Source organism: Enterobacter sp. BIDMC 30, from assembly GCF_000534355.1.
GTDB classification, from domain to species: Bacteria; Pseudomonadota; Gammaproteobacteria; order Enterobacterales; family Enterobacteriaceae; genus Enterobacter; species Enterobacter ludwigii.
In genome coordinates, this window is sequence record NZ_KI973169.1 from 2628082 (window position 1) to 2643622 (window position 15541).

Genomic DNA, 15541 nt, shown 5'->3' on the forward strand with positions numbered 1-15541 from the left:
GTCATGTGTGGTGGTCATTAGAGCGCCCGGAATGTATCACACCTGGCCTGCGTAAACGCCATTTTTCTACGCTTTAGCCGCCAGGGACGATATCTGCGGTTATCCCGCCTTTATTACGCAGAAATAGTGGTTTGACAGGAATAGACGTTTTAAGGGTACTCATGTGCGCCGTTTGCTTTAGATAATCCCTAAAGTGCGGCGTCTGTCTGTGGAGTTGATAATCTTCCTCACTGGCGTAAATCTCATAGAAATACCAGCGGTGGGGATCATCTACGTCTGTCGCGGCATACATGGCAAGCACGCCTTTTTCTATGTTGAGCGACTGAGCCATTTCAGGAAGGACAATGTTTTTGAATTCAGTCTGATATTCCGGCTTCACCTCGACTACCACCAGATTATTGATGGTCCGCTCATCGGGTATGATGTGTTTGTCCCCTGTAAATTGCGGCACCAGTGTGATTTTCAGCTTCCGATCAATCATATCAGGTGCTTGAGTAACAAACGCTTTGTACGGAGAGGCATCCAGATGTTTGCGGTAGGCCAACTCGCTTGCATAAAGCTCAACCATATATGCCTGACGCGCATTGTCACTGCGTTTCAGCGCGTACATCGCCAGCGTGCCCACTTCATGATCAACCGAAGCGGTGATTGTTTGCCTGGCAACCTCATCAAAATGCCTGTCCCGATCGGGCGTGATGCTTATCTCAACGATATTCATCACGGGCGTATCCTGTATGCCCTGACTTTTTGTAAAGGCAGGGCTGCTTATTAGCAGGCAAGTTAAAAACATGAGACTCTTTTTCATGATGATCCTTTTTCTAAACCAGAGACAGGCTACCGCGTCCAGACCTGCTTAACGTCTTTGGTATGCGGCGTATTTTGCGCCATAACCCCCGTCAGAAAGTGGGGCTGATAGCATTCTTCCAGATAGCGGATCGCCTCCGGACTCAGCTGCAGGCTCACGGCGTTTACTGCACCTTCGACATGACGTTTTTGCGTGGCACCGACAATAGGTGAGGTGACCCTGGTCAGTAGCCAGGCGAGAGATATTTCCGTCATGGATACCTGATACTGTTCGGCAAGCTCGGCAACGCGTTCGATAATGATCCGATCTTGTTCTGCCGTCCGGTCATACTTCCCGCGGGCGTAGTCATCCTCGACGGCTCGCCGCGTGTGGCCTTCTTTACGGGAGAGACGGCCGCTTGCCAGCGCACTATAGGGCGTCAACGCGATCCCATCCTCAGCGCATAAACCGAAGAGTTCACGTTCATCTTCACGCATAATCAGGTTGTAGTGACTCTGCATGGAAACAAAGGGCGTCAGCCCTTCGCGTTCTGCAAGCGCGTTCGCCTTAGCCAGCTGCCAGGCGTAGCAGTTTGAGATCCCTATAGCGCGCACCTTGCCGGCAGTAACGGCGGCATGCAGCGCTTCAAGCACCTCGAGAACGGGCGTGTTGTAATCCCAGATGTGGTAAATGTAGAGGTCTATGTAGTCCATACCCAGATTTTGCAGACTCAGATCCAGCGAGCGGGCTATTGCCTGTTTTCCGCTGATCCCCTCGGCAATTTGCGCGGGCGTCCGCGGCAGAAACTTTGTAGCCAGCACCACATCATCGCGCTTCGCCATATCACGCAACGCCCGGCCAACAAACCGTTCACTCGAACCGTTCTGGTAGGCGATGGCGGTATCGTAAAAATTGATGCCCTGTTCAAGGCCGTAGCGAATGATGTGCCGGCTTTCCGTTTCGTCCAGCGTCCAGCGATGCTGGCCTGTCAACGGATCGCCAAACCCCATGCATCCCATGCAGATGCGAGAGACAAGTAAGTCACTTTTACCGAGCCGGGTATACTGCATCGTTATTCTCCTTCCGAATTATTCACCAATAGCGTTAAGCAGGTCGACAAGCCTTGACGCGTGCTCCCGGGCAAGCGTTTTTTGCTGGGCGATTTTCTCGGCATCCCTGTCGGCGTAGCTGATACCGCAGGTATAAACCGGTGCCAGCATCTCAAGATTGCACAGCCTTGCCGTCGTCTCGAACGCAATGAGATACTCCTCAATGGTATGGCCAAAGAAACCGTCAGCGGTGTAAAGCGCTTGCGGTGCCCCCGTTGTGAAGGAGAGAACCAGCTTTTTACCACCCAGTTTCGCCGTTGAACCATGCGCGAAACCGTGAACAAAAACTTCATCCAGCCACTGTTTCATGAGTCCCGGGAGTCCGTACCAGGAAAAAGGGAACTGCCAGACAATCACATCGGCCCTGAGCAGGCTTTCCTGCTCCGCACCGATATTGAATTTGCCGTCCGGATAGAGCCAGTCCAGACGACGAATTTCAGCGTCGGGCAGGGCTGTCGCCACCTCGTCAAGGATGGTGGCGTTGGCGATAGAATGGTTAAGCTCTGGATGTCCGGAAACGATAAGGATATTTTTCATTTCAATCAGTTATGCAGAATTGATGAATGTTTAACTCAGGCGTGTTTTCAGATGCAGCGTCTTAAAAAGACGGGACGTCAGCCACGCCGTGCTTTTAGTTTTTAAATTCTTCTGAGAAGAGATTTTCCCAGTTAATAAAGGAGCCAAGAGGAATGCACTCGAAGCTTAATAAGCCTGCTTTCGCCAGAGGGAATTCGGCCATTACGTTCATCGCTTCCTCGACAGCGTCACATTCAAGGAAAATAGCGACGCCGGGTCTGTCCTGACGAAAGTAGATGTCGCGGATGACGCCGGATTTATACAGTCCCCAGGCGTGCAATGCTTCAGCAGTAAGGTGCGGTGCATATTTTTCCGGCGATGCACCCGCGGCGGGAATATCCAGACATAAAATTCGCATCAGTCGCTCCAGTAATCAGTTTTCAGTGAGAAGAGCAGAAAGTATAAGAGCCTCTATATGAGAAGATAAGGCGAGCATTGACTTAAGCATCTTTAGCCTGTACTTAATAATCAGGCGGTAATTGCTTAAGGAAAATGCTATGAATAACGCTCTTTATAATCAGATCCGCATCTTTCAGAGCATTGCGCGTGAAGGAAATATCTCGGCAGCCGCGAGGAAACTTGAAATCACGCCGCCTTCCGTCAGCAATGCGCTTAAGTTGCTGGAAGAGCATATTGGACATCCGCTTTTTGTGCGCACGACCCGGCGTATTGAGCTGACCGAAACCGGGCAACAGTTGCTGGAACAAACTGCCGCCGCGGTGGATTCGCTGGAAAAATCGCTGGAAAGCATTCGCGATCGGAATCAGGAACCCTCTGGCGTGGTAAGAATTACGCTCTCGCGTTTCGCCTATCATTCTTCGTATCCGTTTCATAGTGAGAACTATGTTGATGGTGATTTTGTGGCGGGAATGGATCATCTTTATTACTGGTCACTTCTTTGCCACATACGGTACAACGGTAAATTCCTGAAACAGGAACAGTGTCACCAGGATTGTACTGTGACGTCCAGCGCTCTTTGTCGCCCTCAACGCGCTGTAAAAATTGCTCTGTCTCGCTTGTAAATGCAGCCATTATTTTCCTTTTTGAACTCAATCCATATACTCAACTATCGCCAAAGTCCCGTAATACGTGATGTACAGGAATGAGCCATTGTTGAAGGATCCGATAGCAGTGGAGATTCTCACTCCATAGATAAGATTTCCCCGGTTGCCAGCTGACTTAACAAACACGACGTATGCTTCGTCATGCTCATTGCGCTTCTTCTCGAAAACGTGAGGTATAAAGATGGCCATCCACTTTGCATAATCTTCCGCAGTTGCATGTTAATTGTATGACAAAAGCCATGAAATCTCTACATTGAAAGTACAGCCAACCTTAAAACGGATTCAATCATAATTCCTTTTGCTTTAAGTCGAGCATGTAGTGTCGAAGGCTGAATGGGGGATTTTTCGAGCCCCTCATGTACCATAGCTAGTTACTCGGCCTTGATGTAAGCATCAAGCTCCATACCCTGAATGACTTTGTCGTCTGCATTAAATTGTGGTGAACATGACGGGCAGGGTAGTTACGGTATCAACCATGAGATGAGTTCTCTGGTTGTTCCTGGATAAATGTAAGATGGAATATGCCATGAACTTAGCGATATCCCCATAATTGTTGCGTTATGAAGTTATCGTAAAGCCACAACTGAATTTTAGCAAACGACTGATTCGCCGGTAAGTTGCTGAAAGAGCGGTCCTCATGTACTTAACTTCAAACTTAGCATATTTAACATAATATACATTATGCGCACTTGCATGGATTAAGGCAGAATCTGGCTTTTTGTGGTCATCCTTGTTCTGGTGTTTGACAGCCTCTAATGCACCTTATCTGCTCCGAATCCTCTAAACCTGCATAGTCATCTTCACTCACGCTGTTTATTCTCTGGCTTCTCTGCCGGCGCAGCATACCAGTTATCTTCCGTCACGACGACCGCGCCTTCTGGTTGCATCACAAAGTTTGGCGACATGATTTGTACATTAAACTCGTTAAAAACATCCTGAATATTGCTGTGCAGTTCATTGCGGGCCTCCGCCAGTGACTGCCCGGCACGCAGCTTCACCTGAAGTTCATAAGCAATATACCAGTCCATCAAACTCAATTGTCTTACCAGCGGCTGTTGTGACTGATCGATACATTTCGCCCGTCTGGCGGCAATCTCCAGCATGGCATGAACTTGCCGCCATGGCGTGTCGTATCCGATAGTGACACCTGTCGTCAGGTTCACGCCACCATCTGGATTTTGCGCGCTGAGATTAGTGATTTTGCCGCTGACTACGACAGCATTCGGTACGGTTACAACGTAATTCTCCCGCGTAATGATTTTCGTCGCGAGCATACCTATCTCGGTGACCAACCCTTCGTTATCCGCGACCCGAATGATGTCGCCTTTTCTCAAGGCTCGCGAGTAAATCAGTACCAGGCCACTCATGGCATGGTTCATCACCCCGGCAGACCCCAGGGTCAACATTAGCCCAAAGAACACACTGATACCTTTAAAGGCCAGTGAATTGGCCCCGGGTAAAAACGGGTATGCCGCGGACAGAGCAAATAACCACACCACTACAGAAATTAACTTCCGCGTCGCGCCGACAGTTTCAGGATGGATCCCGGGAAGGTGTAAACGCCCTGCTTCTACCTGATTTAACAAGACTTTAAGGAGTTTTAGAATGAAGGCTGTGATAAGAAAAATAATCAGGACGATCAAAATGCCCGGCATAGCCGAGACAATGGACAGTGCGATATCCCGCAGAACACGCATGGTCCAGTCACCCAGCGATGCCCCCCAAACGCGCGTCCAGGGAAACAGACTGAATGACCAACTTAGCCAGATATAAAGCCCGAGAATACCCAGAATAATCATCAGCAAAGCATACAAACGAGTCTCAATCGCGCCGACAAACCTGCGCCAGCGTTGTGGAATGATACTGCGGTTCTCAAGAATGCGGCCTCGGTAAAAACGCCTTACTCCACGCCATGACCGCCAGGCACCGTACCAGAAAACAAACAGTGCCAGCAGCCCTGCGGCCGTTTTGCCTGCCGATAATGCCAGCCACCCGGCGTCATATTGATCGCGAAGTGCCGTACGTTGTGCCTCCATTCGAGTCAGCACACGTTGAGCAGCTTCATCAAGCGTCAGGTCGTCACCCTCATCGAGATCGGCTTGTGCCAGTAACATCACCGGCTTGCCGTTCATCACAATCAGTCTTCCCGGTTGGTTGTAACGGGTAACCGGAATCATTTTCAGGGGCTCCCGAACATCCTGTTGAGAGAAATTGCGCAGCGTATTACGAATGCGCAAAACTCGCTCTTCAGGCGTGGTCAGACCGAATTTTGCCTGCAGCATAACAATCGGCTGATGGAAAATATAAACCGTTCTGGCGCGCTCCCGATCTGTCGGCTCCTGGCGCGGCTCTGCGGCTACGCTGAGAAAAGAGATTACTGAGAGCAAGCATGACACTGTAACGAGCAGGATCCTCTCCATTTCCACCCCCTGAAACGCAAGATTATTGTTATTTTTCAATACGCCCAGAGAATGGCTGATCTCTGCTTTTTGAGCATAGACCAGCTCTACTCTTCTGCAACTGTCTTAAAAAAACCATAATGCACAATATTGCTTGAAATTGCACGAAACTGGCGATTAATATGAAGCCAGAAAAAAAGGCGCACAAACGTGCAAACTCATGCATTTTTACTTACTGAGGTTGATATGACACAACAGTTGATTTTAATCGCCGGCCCCTATCGTAGCGGCACCGATGGCGTGCAGGCGCGCATTGATGAAAACCTTGCTCGTCTTGAAAATGCGGCGTTAGCCGTCTATCAACGTGGCCACGTTCCGGTTATTGGCGAATGGCTGGCCTTACCGTTGGCAAAAGCGGCTGGCTCGAAATCGATGGGTGATGAAATCAGTGAAGCAATGCTGTATCCCGTCGCGCACCGACTCATTGCGAAATGTGATGCTATCTACCGGATTGCCGGCGCATCCAAAGGGGCCGATATGGACATTGAGGTGGCGCAAACGCTGGGGCTTAAGATTTACACTACGCTTGAGAATATCCCTCAGGTTTGATGTTGCCTGCCGGCCTGTCGGCTTACCGACAGGCCGGATCATAAAGGCTTTTCGCGTGGGTTATGCCTTTTCCGGTTCAGAGGTCATCACCACGGAAACCCCCTTTTCTTTTACCGCGTTAATCCAGGCACTATCGGTATCGTCTTCAACGACAATCGTGTTCACCAGCGACAGATCGCCAATCACAAAAGATGACGCGGTATTGATTTTTTCGGGGGAAGCCAGCACAACCGTTTCGGCGGCTCTGCCGGAAAATGCACGTTTGATACTCGCCTCTTCAAAATCACCGGTCGTCAGGCCCGCATCAGGATGGATGCCGGTCACTCCCATAAAGAACAGGTCCGCATGGATTTTTTCGATGCCTTCGATAGCAGCCGCGCCGACCGCAACAATAGAGTGTTTATACAGACGGCCACCGATCAGGATAACCTCAATGGAGGGATGTTCGACAAGTCCCAGTGCAATGCCTGGGCTGTGCGTGACCACGGTTATCTTCAAATCAGGAGGCAGAAACGTAATCAGCTCTGACGTGGTCGTGCCGCCGTCAATGATCACCACCTGGCCGTCAGAAATGAGCTGCGCACCTTTACGGGCGACATTTTTCTTGGCATCCATCTTTACCGATTTACGCTCAGCAAACGGGGCAATGGCCGAGGATGACGGCAGCGCCCCGCCGTGAACACGCTGTAAACGCCCTTCTGCCGCCAGCTCGCGTAAATCGCGCCGAATGGTGTCTTCAGACACCGCGAAGAACGTGCTGAGCGCTTTCGACTGGACCTGACCTTCAGCCTCGAGCTTTTCAAGGATCAATTGTTTTCGCTGCGTTGTGAGCATAAGGAATTCCTGATATTGCACGTTTAATCTTGAAACTGCACGACAATGCTGTTTATGATAATTACTCTACGTAAGGAGGAACAAACGTGCAATCAAAACGTGCAGATGTACGCATCATAGAAAGTGAAACACTGTCTGATAACTGGTACATCCTGAAAAAATATACCTTTGATCTGCAGCGACGCGATGGCGAATGGCAGCGGCAAAATCGCGAAGTTTACGACCGGGGAAACGGAGCCACCATCCTGCTTTATAACCGGGATAAAAAGACGGTGATCCTGACCCGCCAGTTCCGTTTCCCTGTCTTTATTAACGGGCACGAAGATGACCTTATTGAAGCTGCTGCGGGCTTGCTCGATAACATGGATCCGGAAAGCCGGATTAAAGCAGAAGCGGAAGAAGAGACCGGCTATAGCGTTTCCCGCGTTCAGAAAATTTTTGAAGCTTACATGAGCCCGGGCTCCGTCACTGAAAAACTCTATTTTTATCTCGCCGAATACCAGCCGAAAGACAGAACCAGTGAAGGCGGTGGACTCAAAGCGGAGGGTGAGGATATCGACGTACTGGAAATGACGCTGGAAGAGGCACTGCGCGGCATTGAAACGGGCAGGATTGTCGACGGGAAAACCATCATGCTGCTTTATCATGTTGCCCTGAAAGGCATTCTGTAATTGCTGCAGGACAGACACCTGCCGCAGTGCAGGTGTCTGCGTGTGCTATTCTTGCTGAAGCATGCACAACGGAGATGCAAAAATGGCCGACTGGAACCCTTCCCTGTACCTGCGATACGGAGCCGAACGTACGCGCCCCGCCGCTGAATTGCTCGCCAGAATTCCCCTGGATGACGTGTCATCCATCGTCGATCTGGGCTGCGGGCCTGGAAACAGTACGGCGCTGTTAAAACATCGCTGGCCTTCAGCGCACGTCACAGGGGTCGATAACTCACCTGCGATGCTCGACGAAGCCCGCAGCGCCTTACCGGATTGCCACTTTGTTGAGGCCGATATCCGTCAGTTTAAGCCTGGCCAGCCGCTGAGCTTGATTTACGCCAATGCCTCGTTGCAGTGGGTGCCCGACCACTACGATCTCCTGCCGCACCTGGTCTCTCTGCTCACGTTAAATGGCGTATTGGCCATTCAGATGCCTGACAACTGGCTTGAGCCCACTCATGTGGCGATGCGTGAAGTTGCCTGGGAACAAGGCTATCCCGATCGGGGTCGTGAAGCCTTGCCCGGCGTGCATGCCTATTACGACATTCTGACAGACGCCGGTTGTGATGTGGATATCTGGCGGACAACCTATTTCCATAAAATGAGCTCACACCAGGCCATTATTGACTGGGTAAGCGCGACCGGTTTACGTCCGTGGCTGCAGGAGCTTAATGAGAGCGAGCAGAAACGTTTTCTCAAGCGCTACCATGAAATGCTGGAAGAGCAGTATCCGCTCCAGGAAAACGGGCAGATACTGCTGGCTTTTCCACGGTTGTTTATCATTGCTCAACGTCAGCCCTGAGCAACGTTATGAGCGGGCCTCTTTAAGCAGCTGCTGGATAACTTTTTCCTGTTCTTCATAGTTACCTTCGCCAAAAGAGGTATAACGTAACTGCCCTTTGGCATCGAAATAGTAATGTGCCGGCCAGTACTGGTTCCCGAAGGCGTTCCAGATCTGGTAGTTATTATCCGTCACGACCCGATACGGCAGTTGCCATTTGTTCACCGCGTTTTTCACCGACGAGAGCGGTTTTTCCCACGGATATTCAGGCGTATGCACGCCGATGACCACCAGACCCTGGGACTGATATCGCGTGGCCCAGTCGCGGACATGCGGGAGCGTATGCTGGCAGTTGATGCAGTCCCAGGTCCAGAAATCAATCAGGACGACTTTACCTCGCAATGATTCAGACGTGACAGGGTCACCATTAACCCATCCGGTTCCGCCACTTAACGAAGGCAACTGACTGCTGGGTTCGGTCATTACGACCGGCTGCAGTTTTACTGGCGCAGTGGCGGGCTTCGCCAGGGTCAACAGCGTCGTTTCAAGACGGTCTGCCACCCCATTTGCACCTTTCAGCACCGAGTTCATCCCCGTGGCGTTGAACGCCACAGCCGCTAACATCACCACGCCCGCCCCCTTGCGCAACCTTTCCATCAGCGCTGATTTGGCCCGCAGCGGTGTCATCAGTTTCCGACCGCCGGCCATAAGCAGGCCCAACATAAGCGCACATCCGCTGCCATACGCCGCCAACAGCGCGCCGGTGGTGATGGCCGAATGACCCGCAATATTGATACTGAAAATAGCCCCGAGGATCGGTCCGGCGCAGGGAGACCAGAGCAGACCGACGGCCAGTCCGGCCAGGAAAGCGGAAAACATTCCGCGCGTTTGTCCGCTGCGGGTATTGAGGATATTGCCCGCGCTGACCGCAGGCCCGGCTATACGCTGGGCGAAGGACGGGAAAATTAAGGCCAGCGCGGCTGTAGCCAGAATAATGAGTGCCAGCCAGCGCCCTATTATCGTGGCATCCGTGATCCATTCGCTGGCAACCGTGACAACCATCGCCACCACGGTAAACATCACGATCATCCCTGCCAGCAGAGCCAGGATATGTCTTCGCTGCCCCTGAAAACCGGCAAACAGAAGAGGTATTACCGGGAGCGTACATGGACTGAGCAGGCTTATCATCCCGCCCAGAAACGCGATTATCAAAAACATAAAAACCTCACATTACAGATGGCCTGCGACGCTGCAGTGAGGGTATTTCATCGTACGGATGTGTTTGGGATGTGTGCAAAACGGGACGATTTGTCTGCTCTCGTATCGGTCACGCAACCGGATACAAAACCGTACAATCAGCGACGCGGCAGCGTTACCGTGACCTTCAGCCCGCCTTCAGGAAGGTTTGCCAGCCGCAGTTTCCCGTCAAGCTGCGCGGTCAGCTGCGCGGCAATCGCCAGCCCCAGGCCGGTTCCGCCGGTATCACGGTTACGCGATGTTTCTACCCGATAAAAAGGCTGTAATACCGCGTCGAGTTCAGCCTCAGGTATCCCCGGCCCGCCGTCCAGAATATGGATAGCAATGTGTCCGGCAGAAGAATCATCAATCTCAATAACGGCATAGCCACCAAACTTAAGCGCGTTATCCAGGAGGTTGGTCATCACCCGGCGAAGTGCCTGCGGCCGAGTCACTATCGGCAGGCGGGCGTCGTTTGCCTGAAACTGCACATTTTTACCAATGTCCTGATAATCACAGGCAATGCTGTTTACCCAGGCATGGAGCTCCAGCTTTAGCGAGGTCTCTTCCAGGGATTCTGATGACCGGGCATAGGCAATCCCCTCCCGCACCAGGCGGGTCATGTTATCGAGGTCGTTCAATAACTTGTCGCGTAACTCGGGTTGATCGGCCATCTCGACGCGCAATTTCATGCGCGTGATGGGCGTCTGCAGGTCGTGAGAAATGGATGCCAGGATCTGCGCGCGTTCGCGAAGATAGGATTGAATGCGCGCCTGCATCGCGTTAAAGGCATGCGCGGCTCTTTGCACTTCTACCGGCCCTTTCTCCGTCATTGGTGTGTTTGCCGCCGGGTCCAGCGCGTCAACCGCACGGGTAAACTGAGAAAAAGGCCGAATCACCTGACGCACGGCGATCCAGGCACAGGCCGCAAGCAGCAGCAGCTGCAATACCAGCACGACAGGTAACCAGCTGGCGACCGGTGGCATGCGTGGCGTCAGATCGATGGTCAACGGTGCCCCATCACGTAAGGTGAGATGCGCCTGAATATGGGAAATGGGACCGGGAACGGCGGTAAACGTGAGCGGGTAGTCAGCCGTAAGGGTCTCTTTTAGCGTTCGAATGGCATCGCGTGAACGCTTATCCTCAGGCGGTGCGCCCGGTTCTCCAGGCCCAAGAATATAGCGATAGTTACCGCGCTCCAGCCGCGGCAGCCAGGCCGCCCGCTCCTGGGCGGGAAGCCGGTCAAGAATGGCCACGCTAGTGGCTACATCGTTTTCCAGATTACCCAGCATTACGGTGCGGGCGCTGTGCATACGTTCAACCATCACCAGCGTCAGGCTGAGGGTATTGGCCAGTAAGAGTCCAGCCAGCACGATGACCAACAGCCGGGACAGCAACGAGCGTGGCCAAAGCGTCATTCATTGGCCTCTTTTATGGTCACCGGCATTGTAAAGACATAGCCTTCACTGCGCACGGTCTTGATATAGGCCGGCGTGCGGGCGTCTTCATTCAGACGCTGACGCACCCGGCTCACCAGCAGATCAATCGATCGTTCAAAAAGCTCGGCATCGCGCCCCTGGGTCAGATTTAGCAGTTGATCCCGGGTCAGGACACGCTGAGGGTGATCGAGGAACACGCGCAGCAGACGATATTCCGCTCCGCTGAGCGCCACTACCATCCCTTCACTGTCGATTAAATGACGGGCCACGGTGTCCAGTTGCCATTCTCCGAACGTGACCAGTCGCCCGGCTTCCGTCACCTGTAAATTGGGGGGCATTGTGCGGAAACGACGTAAAATGGCTTTGATCCGCGCGAGTAACTCGCGTGCAACAAAAGGCTTCACGACATAATCGTCTGCCCCCATCTCCAGCCCCAGGATCCGGTCTGTTTCCTCGTTACGCGCCGTGAGCATCAGAATGGGCAAGTCTTTATGTTTACCGCTTCGGAGCTGACGGCACAGCGTTAATCCGTCATCGCCGGGCATCATGACATCCAGCACCACAAGATCGATATGCTGTTTATCAAGCACAACTCGCATCTCTTTGCCATTTGCCGCGCCAGAGGCGCGATATCCGGACTTAACGAGGTAATCGACAATCAGCTCACGAATATCCCTGTCGTCATCGACGACAAGGATATGATCAATATGCTCCACAGAAATCTCCAGACTGAAGGGTAACGTATTGAAAATAGCACATTTCAGAGTTTATCTGCGTCCACAACTGCGTTGACGAAATCCTGCGGATCTTCCTGTGGTGGGTTGTGGCCTACGGTTTTGCCAAAGGTACGGTGTTCATACTTGCCGGTGAACTTCCCGGCGTAGGCCTGTGGAGCAGGATGCGGCGCCCCGTTGTTTCCGCCTTCAATGGTGATCGTCGGGACGGTAATATTCGGAAGCGTTGCCAGTTTTTGCTCATAACTGTCGTATTTGCGCTCCCCTTTTTCCAGCCCTAAACGCCAGCGATAGTTACTGAGCGTCACCGCGACATGGTCCGGGTTATCAAGGGATTTGGCACTGGCGTTAAACGTTGCATCGCTAAATTTCCAGTCAGGTGATGCCTGTGACCAGATCAAACGGGCGAAGTCATGGGTGTTTTTGGCGTAGCCTTCAGCGCCACGTTCGGTGGCGAAATAGAACTGATACCACCACTGAACTTCTGCTTTCGGCGGTAAGGGTTGTTTGCCAATCTGCTGGCTGCTGATCAGGTATCCACTGACGGAGACCAGCGATTTAACGCGTTCTGGCCACAGCGCCGCGACGATGTCCGCCGTACGAGCCCCCCAGTCGTATCCTGCAAAAACGGCCTGCTTGATGTTCAGGGCATCCATCAGGTTCACAACGTCTTTCGCCATGGCCGAAGGCTGGCCGTTACGCGGCGTTTTGTCTGAGAGGAAACGGGTAGTTCCGTAGCCACGCAGAGAAGGCACAATCACCCTATATCCTTTGGCAGCCAGCGCGGGAGCAACTTGCGCATAACTATGGATATCGTAGGGCCAGCCGTGTAATAAAATGATCGGTTGGCCATCTTTCGGGCCGATGTCGACATAACCGACGTTAAGGTCGCCGGCGTTAATCTGCTGAGGATGATCAAACGCCGTCGTGAAATCAGTACCGGTTGCTTCGGCCTGACAGGACATGACGGTACCAAGAGAAACGGTTAATGCGAGAGTTGAGTATGCGAGTTTGCTGAACATGTTGTTATCTCCGATTGAGTACGATTCACGGGGATATAACAACATCGGTTTGTATAGCGGATATGTGCGAATGGGCCTTTATTGCAAGCCTGTGTATGTATCAGAGGCGTTGATACAATGTGATACAAACACAGGTCATTGCGTCTTAAAGCGAGACGCGATAACGAACGTAATCGTCGGCTTCGCCATATTGGTCGTAGAGTTTACGTGCCGGGTTGTTCTGCCGCGTGACCCAGTAAAGTTTTGACCACCCTTCGCGCTTGCCTTCGTCCATCAGGGCGTCAATGAGTGCTTTTCCGGTCCCTGCTCCCCGTTGGCTGGCAGCAACAAACAGATCTTCCAGATAACAAACGGGCGCTGTCGACCAGGTTCCTTCGTGCAAAATACACATGGCGAAGCCGATGACGTTGCCGTCGCTTTCCGCAACCCGGCAAAACATCGATGATCGCTCGTCGATCGCCCTTTGCCATGTCGCGGCGGTCACGGACTCATCGAGGACACAGTCATAAAAATGGGTGTAGCCGTCCCACAGCGGACGCCACTGGGAATAATCTTCTGCGCGTAAAGCTCTTACCGTAACAGCCATATATTCCTCATATTACAAATCGAAAGCCTTTTAAAAGCAGTTATTGGTAGTAAAGAATTCCAGCACACCGAAAAAGAATGTGATAGAGATGAAAATACCAGAAGGTGAACAAAAACATAACGCTTAAACAGGGAGAACCACGGATGACAATACCGACGCTAACGACAGACCGCCTGTTACTCATTCCCCTGGTCGCGGAAGATGCCGTCCAGATACAGCGGCTTTATCCGCGCTGGGAAATCGTTCGCTATATGGTCTCCTCAGTGCCCTGGCCCTACCCGGATAACGGCGCGGAGTATTATGTTAATAACGTTGCGCTGCCGGATATGGAAAAAGGCATTGCCTGGTTCTGGAGTATTCGACGTCGCGAGGCGCCGGATGAGCTGATGGGGATTATCTGCCTGTACGATGTCGAAGATAACAACCGTGGGTTCTGGCTGGCGCCGGAGTTTCAGGGTAAGGGATACATGCGTGAGGCCAGTATTGCGGCGACGGATTATTGGTTTAACACCCTGAACAAGCCGGTGTTGCGTGCGCCAAAAGCGGCTGCTAACAGCCGCTCCCGCCGTATTTCAGACAGTAGCGGCATGCGGCTTATCAGGACAGAAAAGAAAGCGTACGTCAGCGGCATGCTGGATTCCGAGCTGTGGGAAATCACCCGTGACGAATGGAATGCCCGTCAGGTCAGTTGATAATATTTATCCGGTAACAGTCTTTCGGGGATCTCTTCTTCATCGTTCATCTGCAACAGGTCACGTTCCATCATGTTGCAGATGGCGTCCAGCGGCAGGTCGTTATCTTCGGTACCAAACGGGTCTTCCAGCTCTTCCGCCAGCGTATCCAGCGAGATAAAGGTGTAAGAAATCAGCGCCGACACAAAAGGCGTCATGTAGTGCAGATCGACGACCAGCGCGAACGGCAGCATGATGCAGAACAGATACACCGTACGATGAAGGATCAGCGTGTAAGCAAACGGTACGGGTGTCGTCAAAATACGCTCGCAACCCGACAGGACGATGGACATGTCGTTCAGTCGGTTGTTGAGACTGTGGAACAGGATATCTGAGAGCTCACCATTGCGACGCCTGACGGCAAGCCACTCCCCCATGATCAGTAAAATACGGTTCGCCGGCGAGTTGGCGTTCATCACCTTGCGTAAATCATCTTCCGTAAGATAACGGGAAAGTTGTTCGGCGTTCGTTTCCCGGCGCAGGGTCATGCGCAAACAGTTGGCAAAGGCAATCTGCAGGCGGACAAACTCGCCGAGATGTTTATCGTCCGGCAAGGTGTTTTTTACCTCGCGAAACAGAGAGCGTGCCGCTATCATCAGTTGCCCCCAAAGCTGGCGCGCCTCAACGTAGCGTGAATAGCAGGCGTTGTTTCGGAAACCGAGAAAGATAGCGATCGCCACACCGAGAATGCTAAAGGGCGCAACGGTAAATTTGATGCCAAGGGACGTGTACCACGGCAGCATCAGGATCACGGCGATAGAAAGCAAAAAGTTGAGTAGCAAGCGGGTATAAATTTTTGGCAGTACCGAGCCATGCCAGACAAAGATGAGTTGTAACCAGTGCTGTTTAGGACGAACAATCATAGTGAGTTTCAGGAAAGAAAAAGAGCGTGGCTATTAAACGTGATCCCCCTCACGGTTGCAAGCA

General features: G+C 52.2%; 16 protein-coding genes and 1 pseudogene. 5 read left to right on the forward strand and 12 right to left on the reverse strand.

Features of this window, described 5'->3' with window-relative positions; all coding sequences use genetic code 11:
- Positions 1 to 73: 73 nt before the first annotated feature.
- The 4 genes from L466_RS09920 to L466_RS09905 all read right to left on the reverse strand — a co-directional run bounded on the left by L466_RS09920 (position 74) and on the right by L466_RS09905 (position 2827).
- Positions 74 to 805 carry a putative quinol monooxygenase gene (locus L466_RS09920; RefSeq protein WP_032680995.1) on the reverse strand — a complete coding sequence of 244 codons (732 nt, stop codon included), beginning with the start codon at positions 803 to 805 and terminating at the stop codon, positions 74 to 76.
- A 29-nt stretch (positions 806 to 834) separates the two neighbouring features.
- A complete protein-coding gene (locus L466_RS09915) occupies positions 835 to 1854 on the reverse strand; it encodes an aldo/keto reductase (protein WP_032680996.1) in 1020 nt (339 codons plus the stop codon).
- Between the two features lie 18 nt (positions 1855 to 1872).
- Complete coding sequence (locus L466_RS09910) at positions 1873 to 2430, reverse strand: NAD(P)H-dependent oxidoreductase (protein WP_032680997.1); 558 nt, start codon at positions 2428 to 2430, stop codon at positions 1873 to 1875.
- 94 nt (positions 2431 to 2524) lie between these two features.
- Entirely contained in the window at positions 2525 to 2827 is a 303-nt protein-coding gene (locus L466_RS09905; protein ID WP_032680999.1) for a hypothetical protein, read from the reverse strand.
- Positions 2828 to 2966: 139 nt separating this feature from the next.
- On the opposite strand from L466_RS09905, the pseudogene L466_RS0122540 reads away from it, so the two are divergent.
- A pseudogene (locus L466_RS0122540) lies at positions 2967 to 3281 on the forward strand (LysR family transcriptional regulator); the annotation flags it as partial.
- A 1052-nt stretch (positions 3282 to 4333) separates the two neighbouring features.
- Here L466_RS0122540 and L466_RS09900 read toward each other — a convergent pair.
- The gene (locus tag L466_RS09900; RefSeq protein ID WP_032681000.1) at positions 4334 to 5953 is read right to left on the reverse strand and encodes a mechanosensitive ion channel family protein; all 1620 of its coding nucleotides are present in this window, start codon (positions 5951 to 5953) and stop codon (positions 4334 to 4336) included.
- A gap of 225 nt (positions 5954 to 6178) precedes the next feature.
- Between L466_RS09900 and L466_RS09895 the strand changes: the two genes are divergently transcribed.
- Positions 6179 to 6541, forward strand: a complete 363-nt coding sequence (locus L466_RS09895) for a TIR domain-containing protein (RefSeq protein WP_032681001.1) — start codon at positions 6179 to 6181, stop codon at positions 6539 to 6541.
- 60 nt (positions 6542 to 6601) lie between these two features.
- Here the strand turns inward: L466_RS09895 and L466_RS09890 are convergent, their stop codons facing one another.
- Positions 6602 to 7375, reverse strand: a complete 774-nt coding sequence (locus L466_RS09890; RefSeq protein WP_032681002.1) for a DeoR/GlpR family DNA-binding transcription regulator — start codon at positions 7373 to 7375, stop codon at positions 6602 to 6604.
- A gap of 86 nt (positions 7376 to 7461) precedes the next feature.
- On the opposite strand from L466_RS09890, the gene L466_RS09885 reads away from it, so the two are divergent.
- The gene (locus tag L466_RS09885) at positions 7462 to 8046 is read left to right on the forward strand and encodes an NUDIX hydrolase (protein ID WP_032681003.1); all 585 of its coding nucleotides are present in this window, start codon (positions 7462 to 7464) and stop codon (positions 8044 to 8046) included.
- 82 nt (positions 8047 to 8128) lie between these two features.
- A complete protein-coding gene (gene tam / locus L466_RS09880; RefSeq protein WP_020884139.1) occupies positions 8129 to 8887 on the forward strand; it encodes a trans-aconitate 2-methyltransferase in 759 nt (252 codons plus the stop codon).
- 6 nt (positions 8888 to 8893) lie between these two features.
- Here tam and L466_RS09875 read toward each other — a convergent pair whose 3' ends face one another.
- The 5 genes from L466_RS09875 to L466_RS09855 form a co-directional block, all read right to left on the reverse strand.
- Complete coding sequence (locus tag L466_RS09875; protein ID WP_032681004.1) at positions 8894 to 10084, reverse strand: cytochrome c biogenesis protein/redoxin; 1191 nt, start codon at positions 10082 to 10084, stop codon at positions 8894 to 8896.
- A 137-nt stretch (positions 10085 to 10221) separates the two neighbouring features.
- Positions 10222 to 11520, reverse strand: coding sequence for an ATP-binding protein (locus L466_RS09870; RefSeq protein WP_032678152.1), 1299 nt, complete (start codon positions 11518 to 11520; stop codon positions 10222 to 10224).
- The gene (locus tag L466_RS09865) at positions 11517 to 12257 is read right to left on the reverse strand and encodes a response regulator (RefSeq protein WP_025204193.1); all 741 of its coding nucleotides are present in this window, start codon (positions 12255 to 12257) and stop codon (positions 11517 to 11519) included. Before L466_RS09865 ends, L466_RS09870 begins: the two co-directional genes overlap by 4 nt.
- Before the next feature lie 44 nt (positions 12258 to 12301).
- Positions 12302 to 13297: an alpha/beta fold hydrolase gene (locus L466_RS09860; protein WP_032681006.1), complete on the reverse strand. Its 996-nt coding sequence runs from the start codon at positions 13295 to 13297 to the stop codon at positions 12302 to 12304.
- A 145-nt stretch (positions 13298 to 13442) separates the two neighbouring features.
- Positions 13443 to 13883 (reverse strand): GNAT family N-acetyltransferase, encoded by a 441-nt coding sequence (locus tag L466_RS09855; RefSeq protein ID WP_032681007.1) that lies wholly within the window; start codon positions 13881 to 13883, stop codon positions 13443 to 13445.
- Between the two features lie 143 nt (positions 13884 to 14026).
- Between L466_RS09855 and L466_RS09850 the strand changes: the two genes are divergently transcribed.
- Entirely contained in the window at positions 14027 to 14575 is a 549-nt protein-coding gene (locus tag L466_RS09850; RefSeq protein ID WP_020884145.1) for a GNAT family N-acetyltransferase, read from the forward strand.
- Here L466_RS09850 and L466_RS09845 read toward each other — a convergent pair.
- The gene (locus tag L466_RS09845) at positions 14563 to 15477 is read right to left on the reverse strand and encodes a bestrophin family protein (protein ID WP_032681009.1); all 915 of its coding nucleotides are present in this window, start codon (positions 15475 to 15477) and stop codon (positions 14563 to 14565) included. The genes L466_RS09850 and L466_RS09845 overlap by 13 nt on opposite strands.
- Between the last annotated feature and the right edge of the window lie 64 nt (positions 15478 to 15541).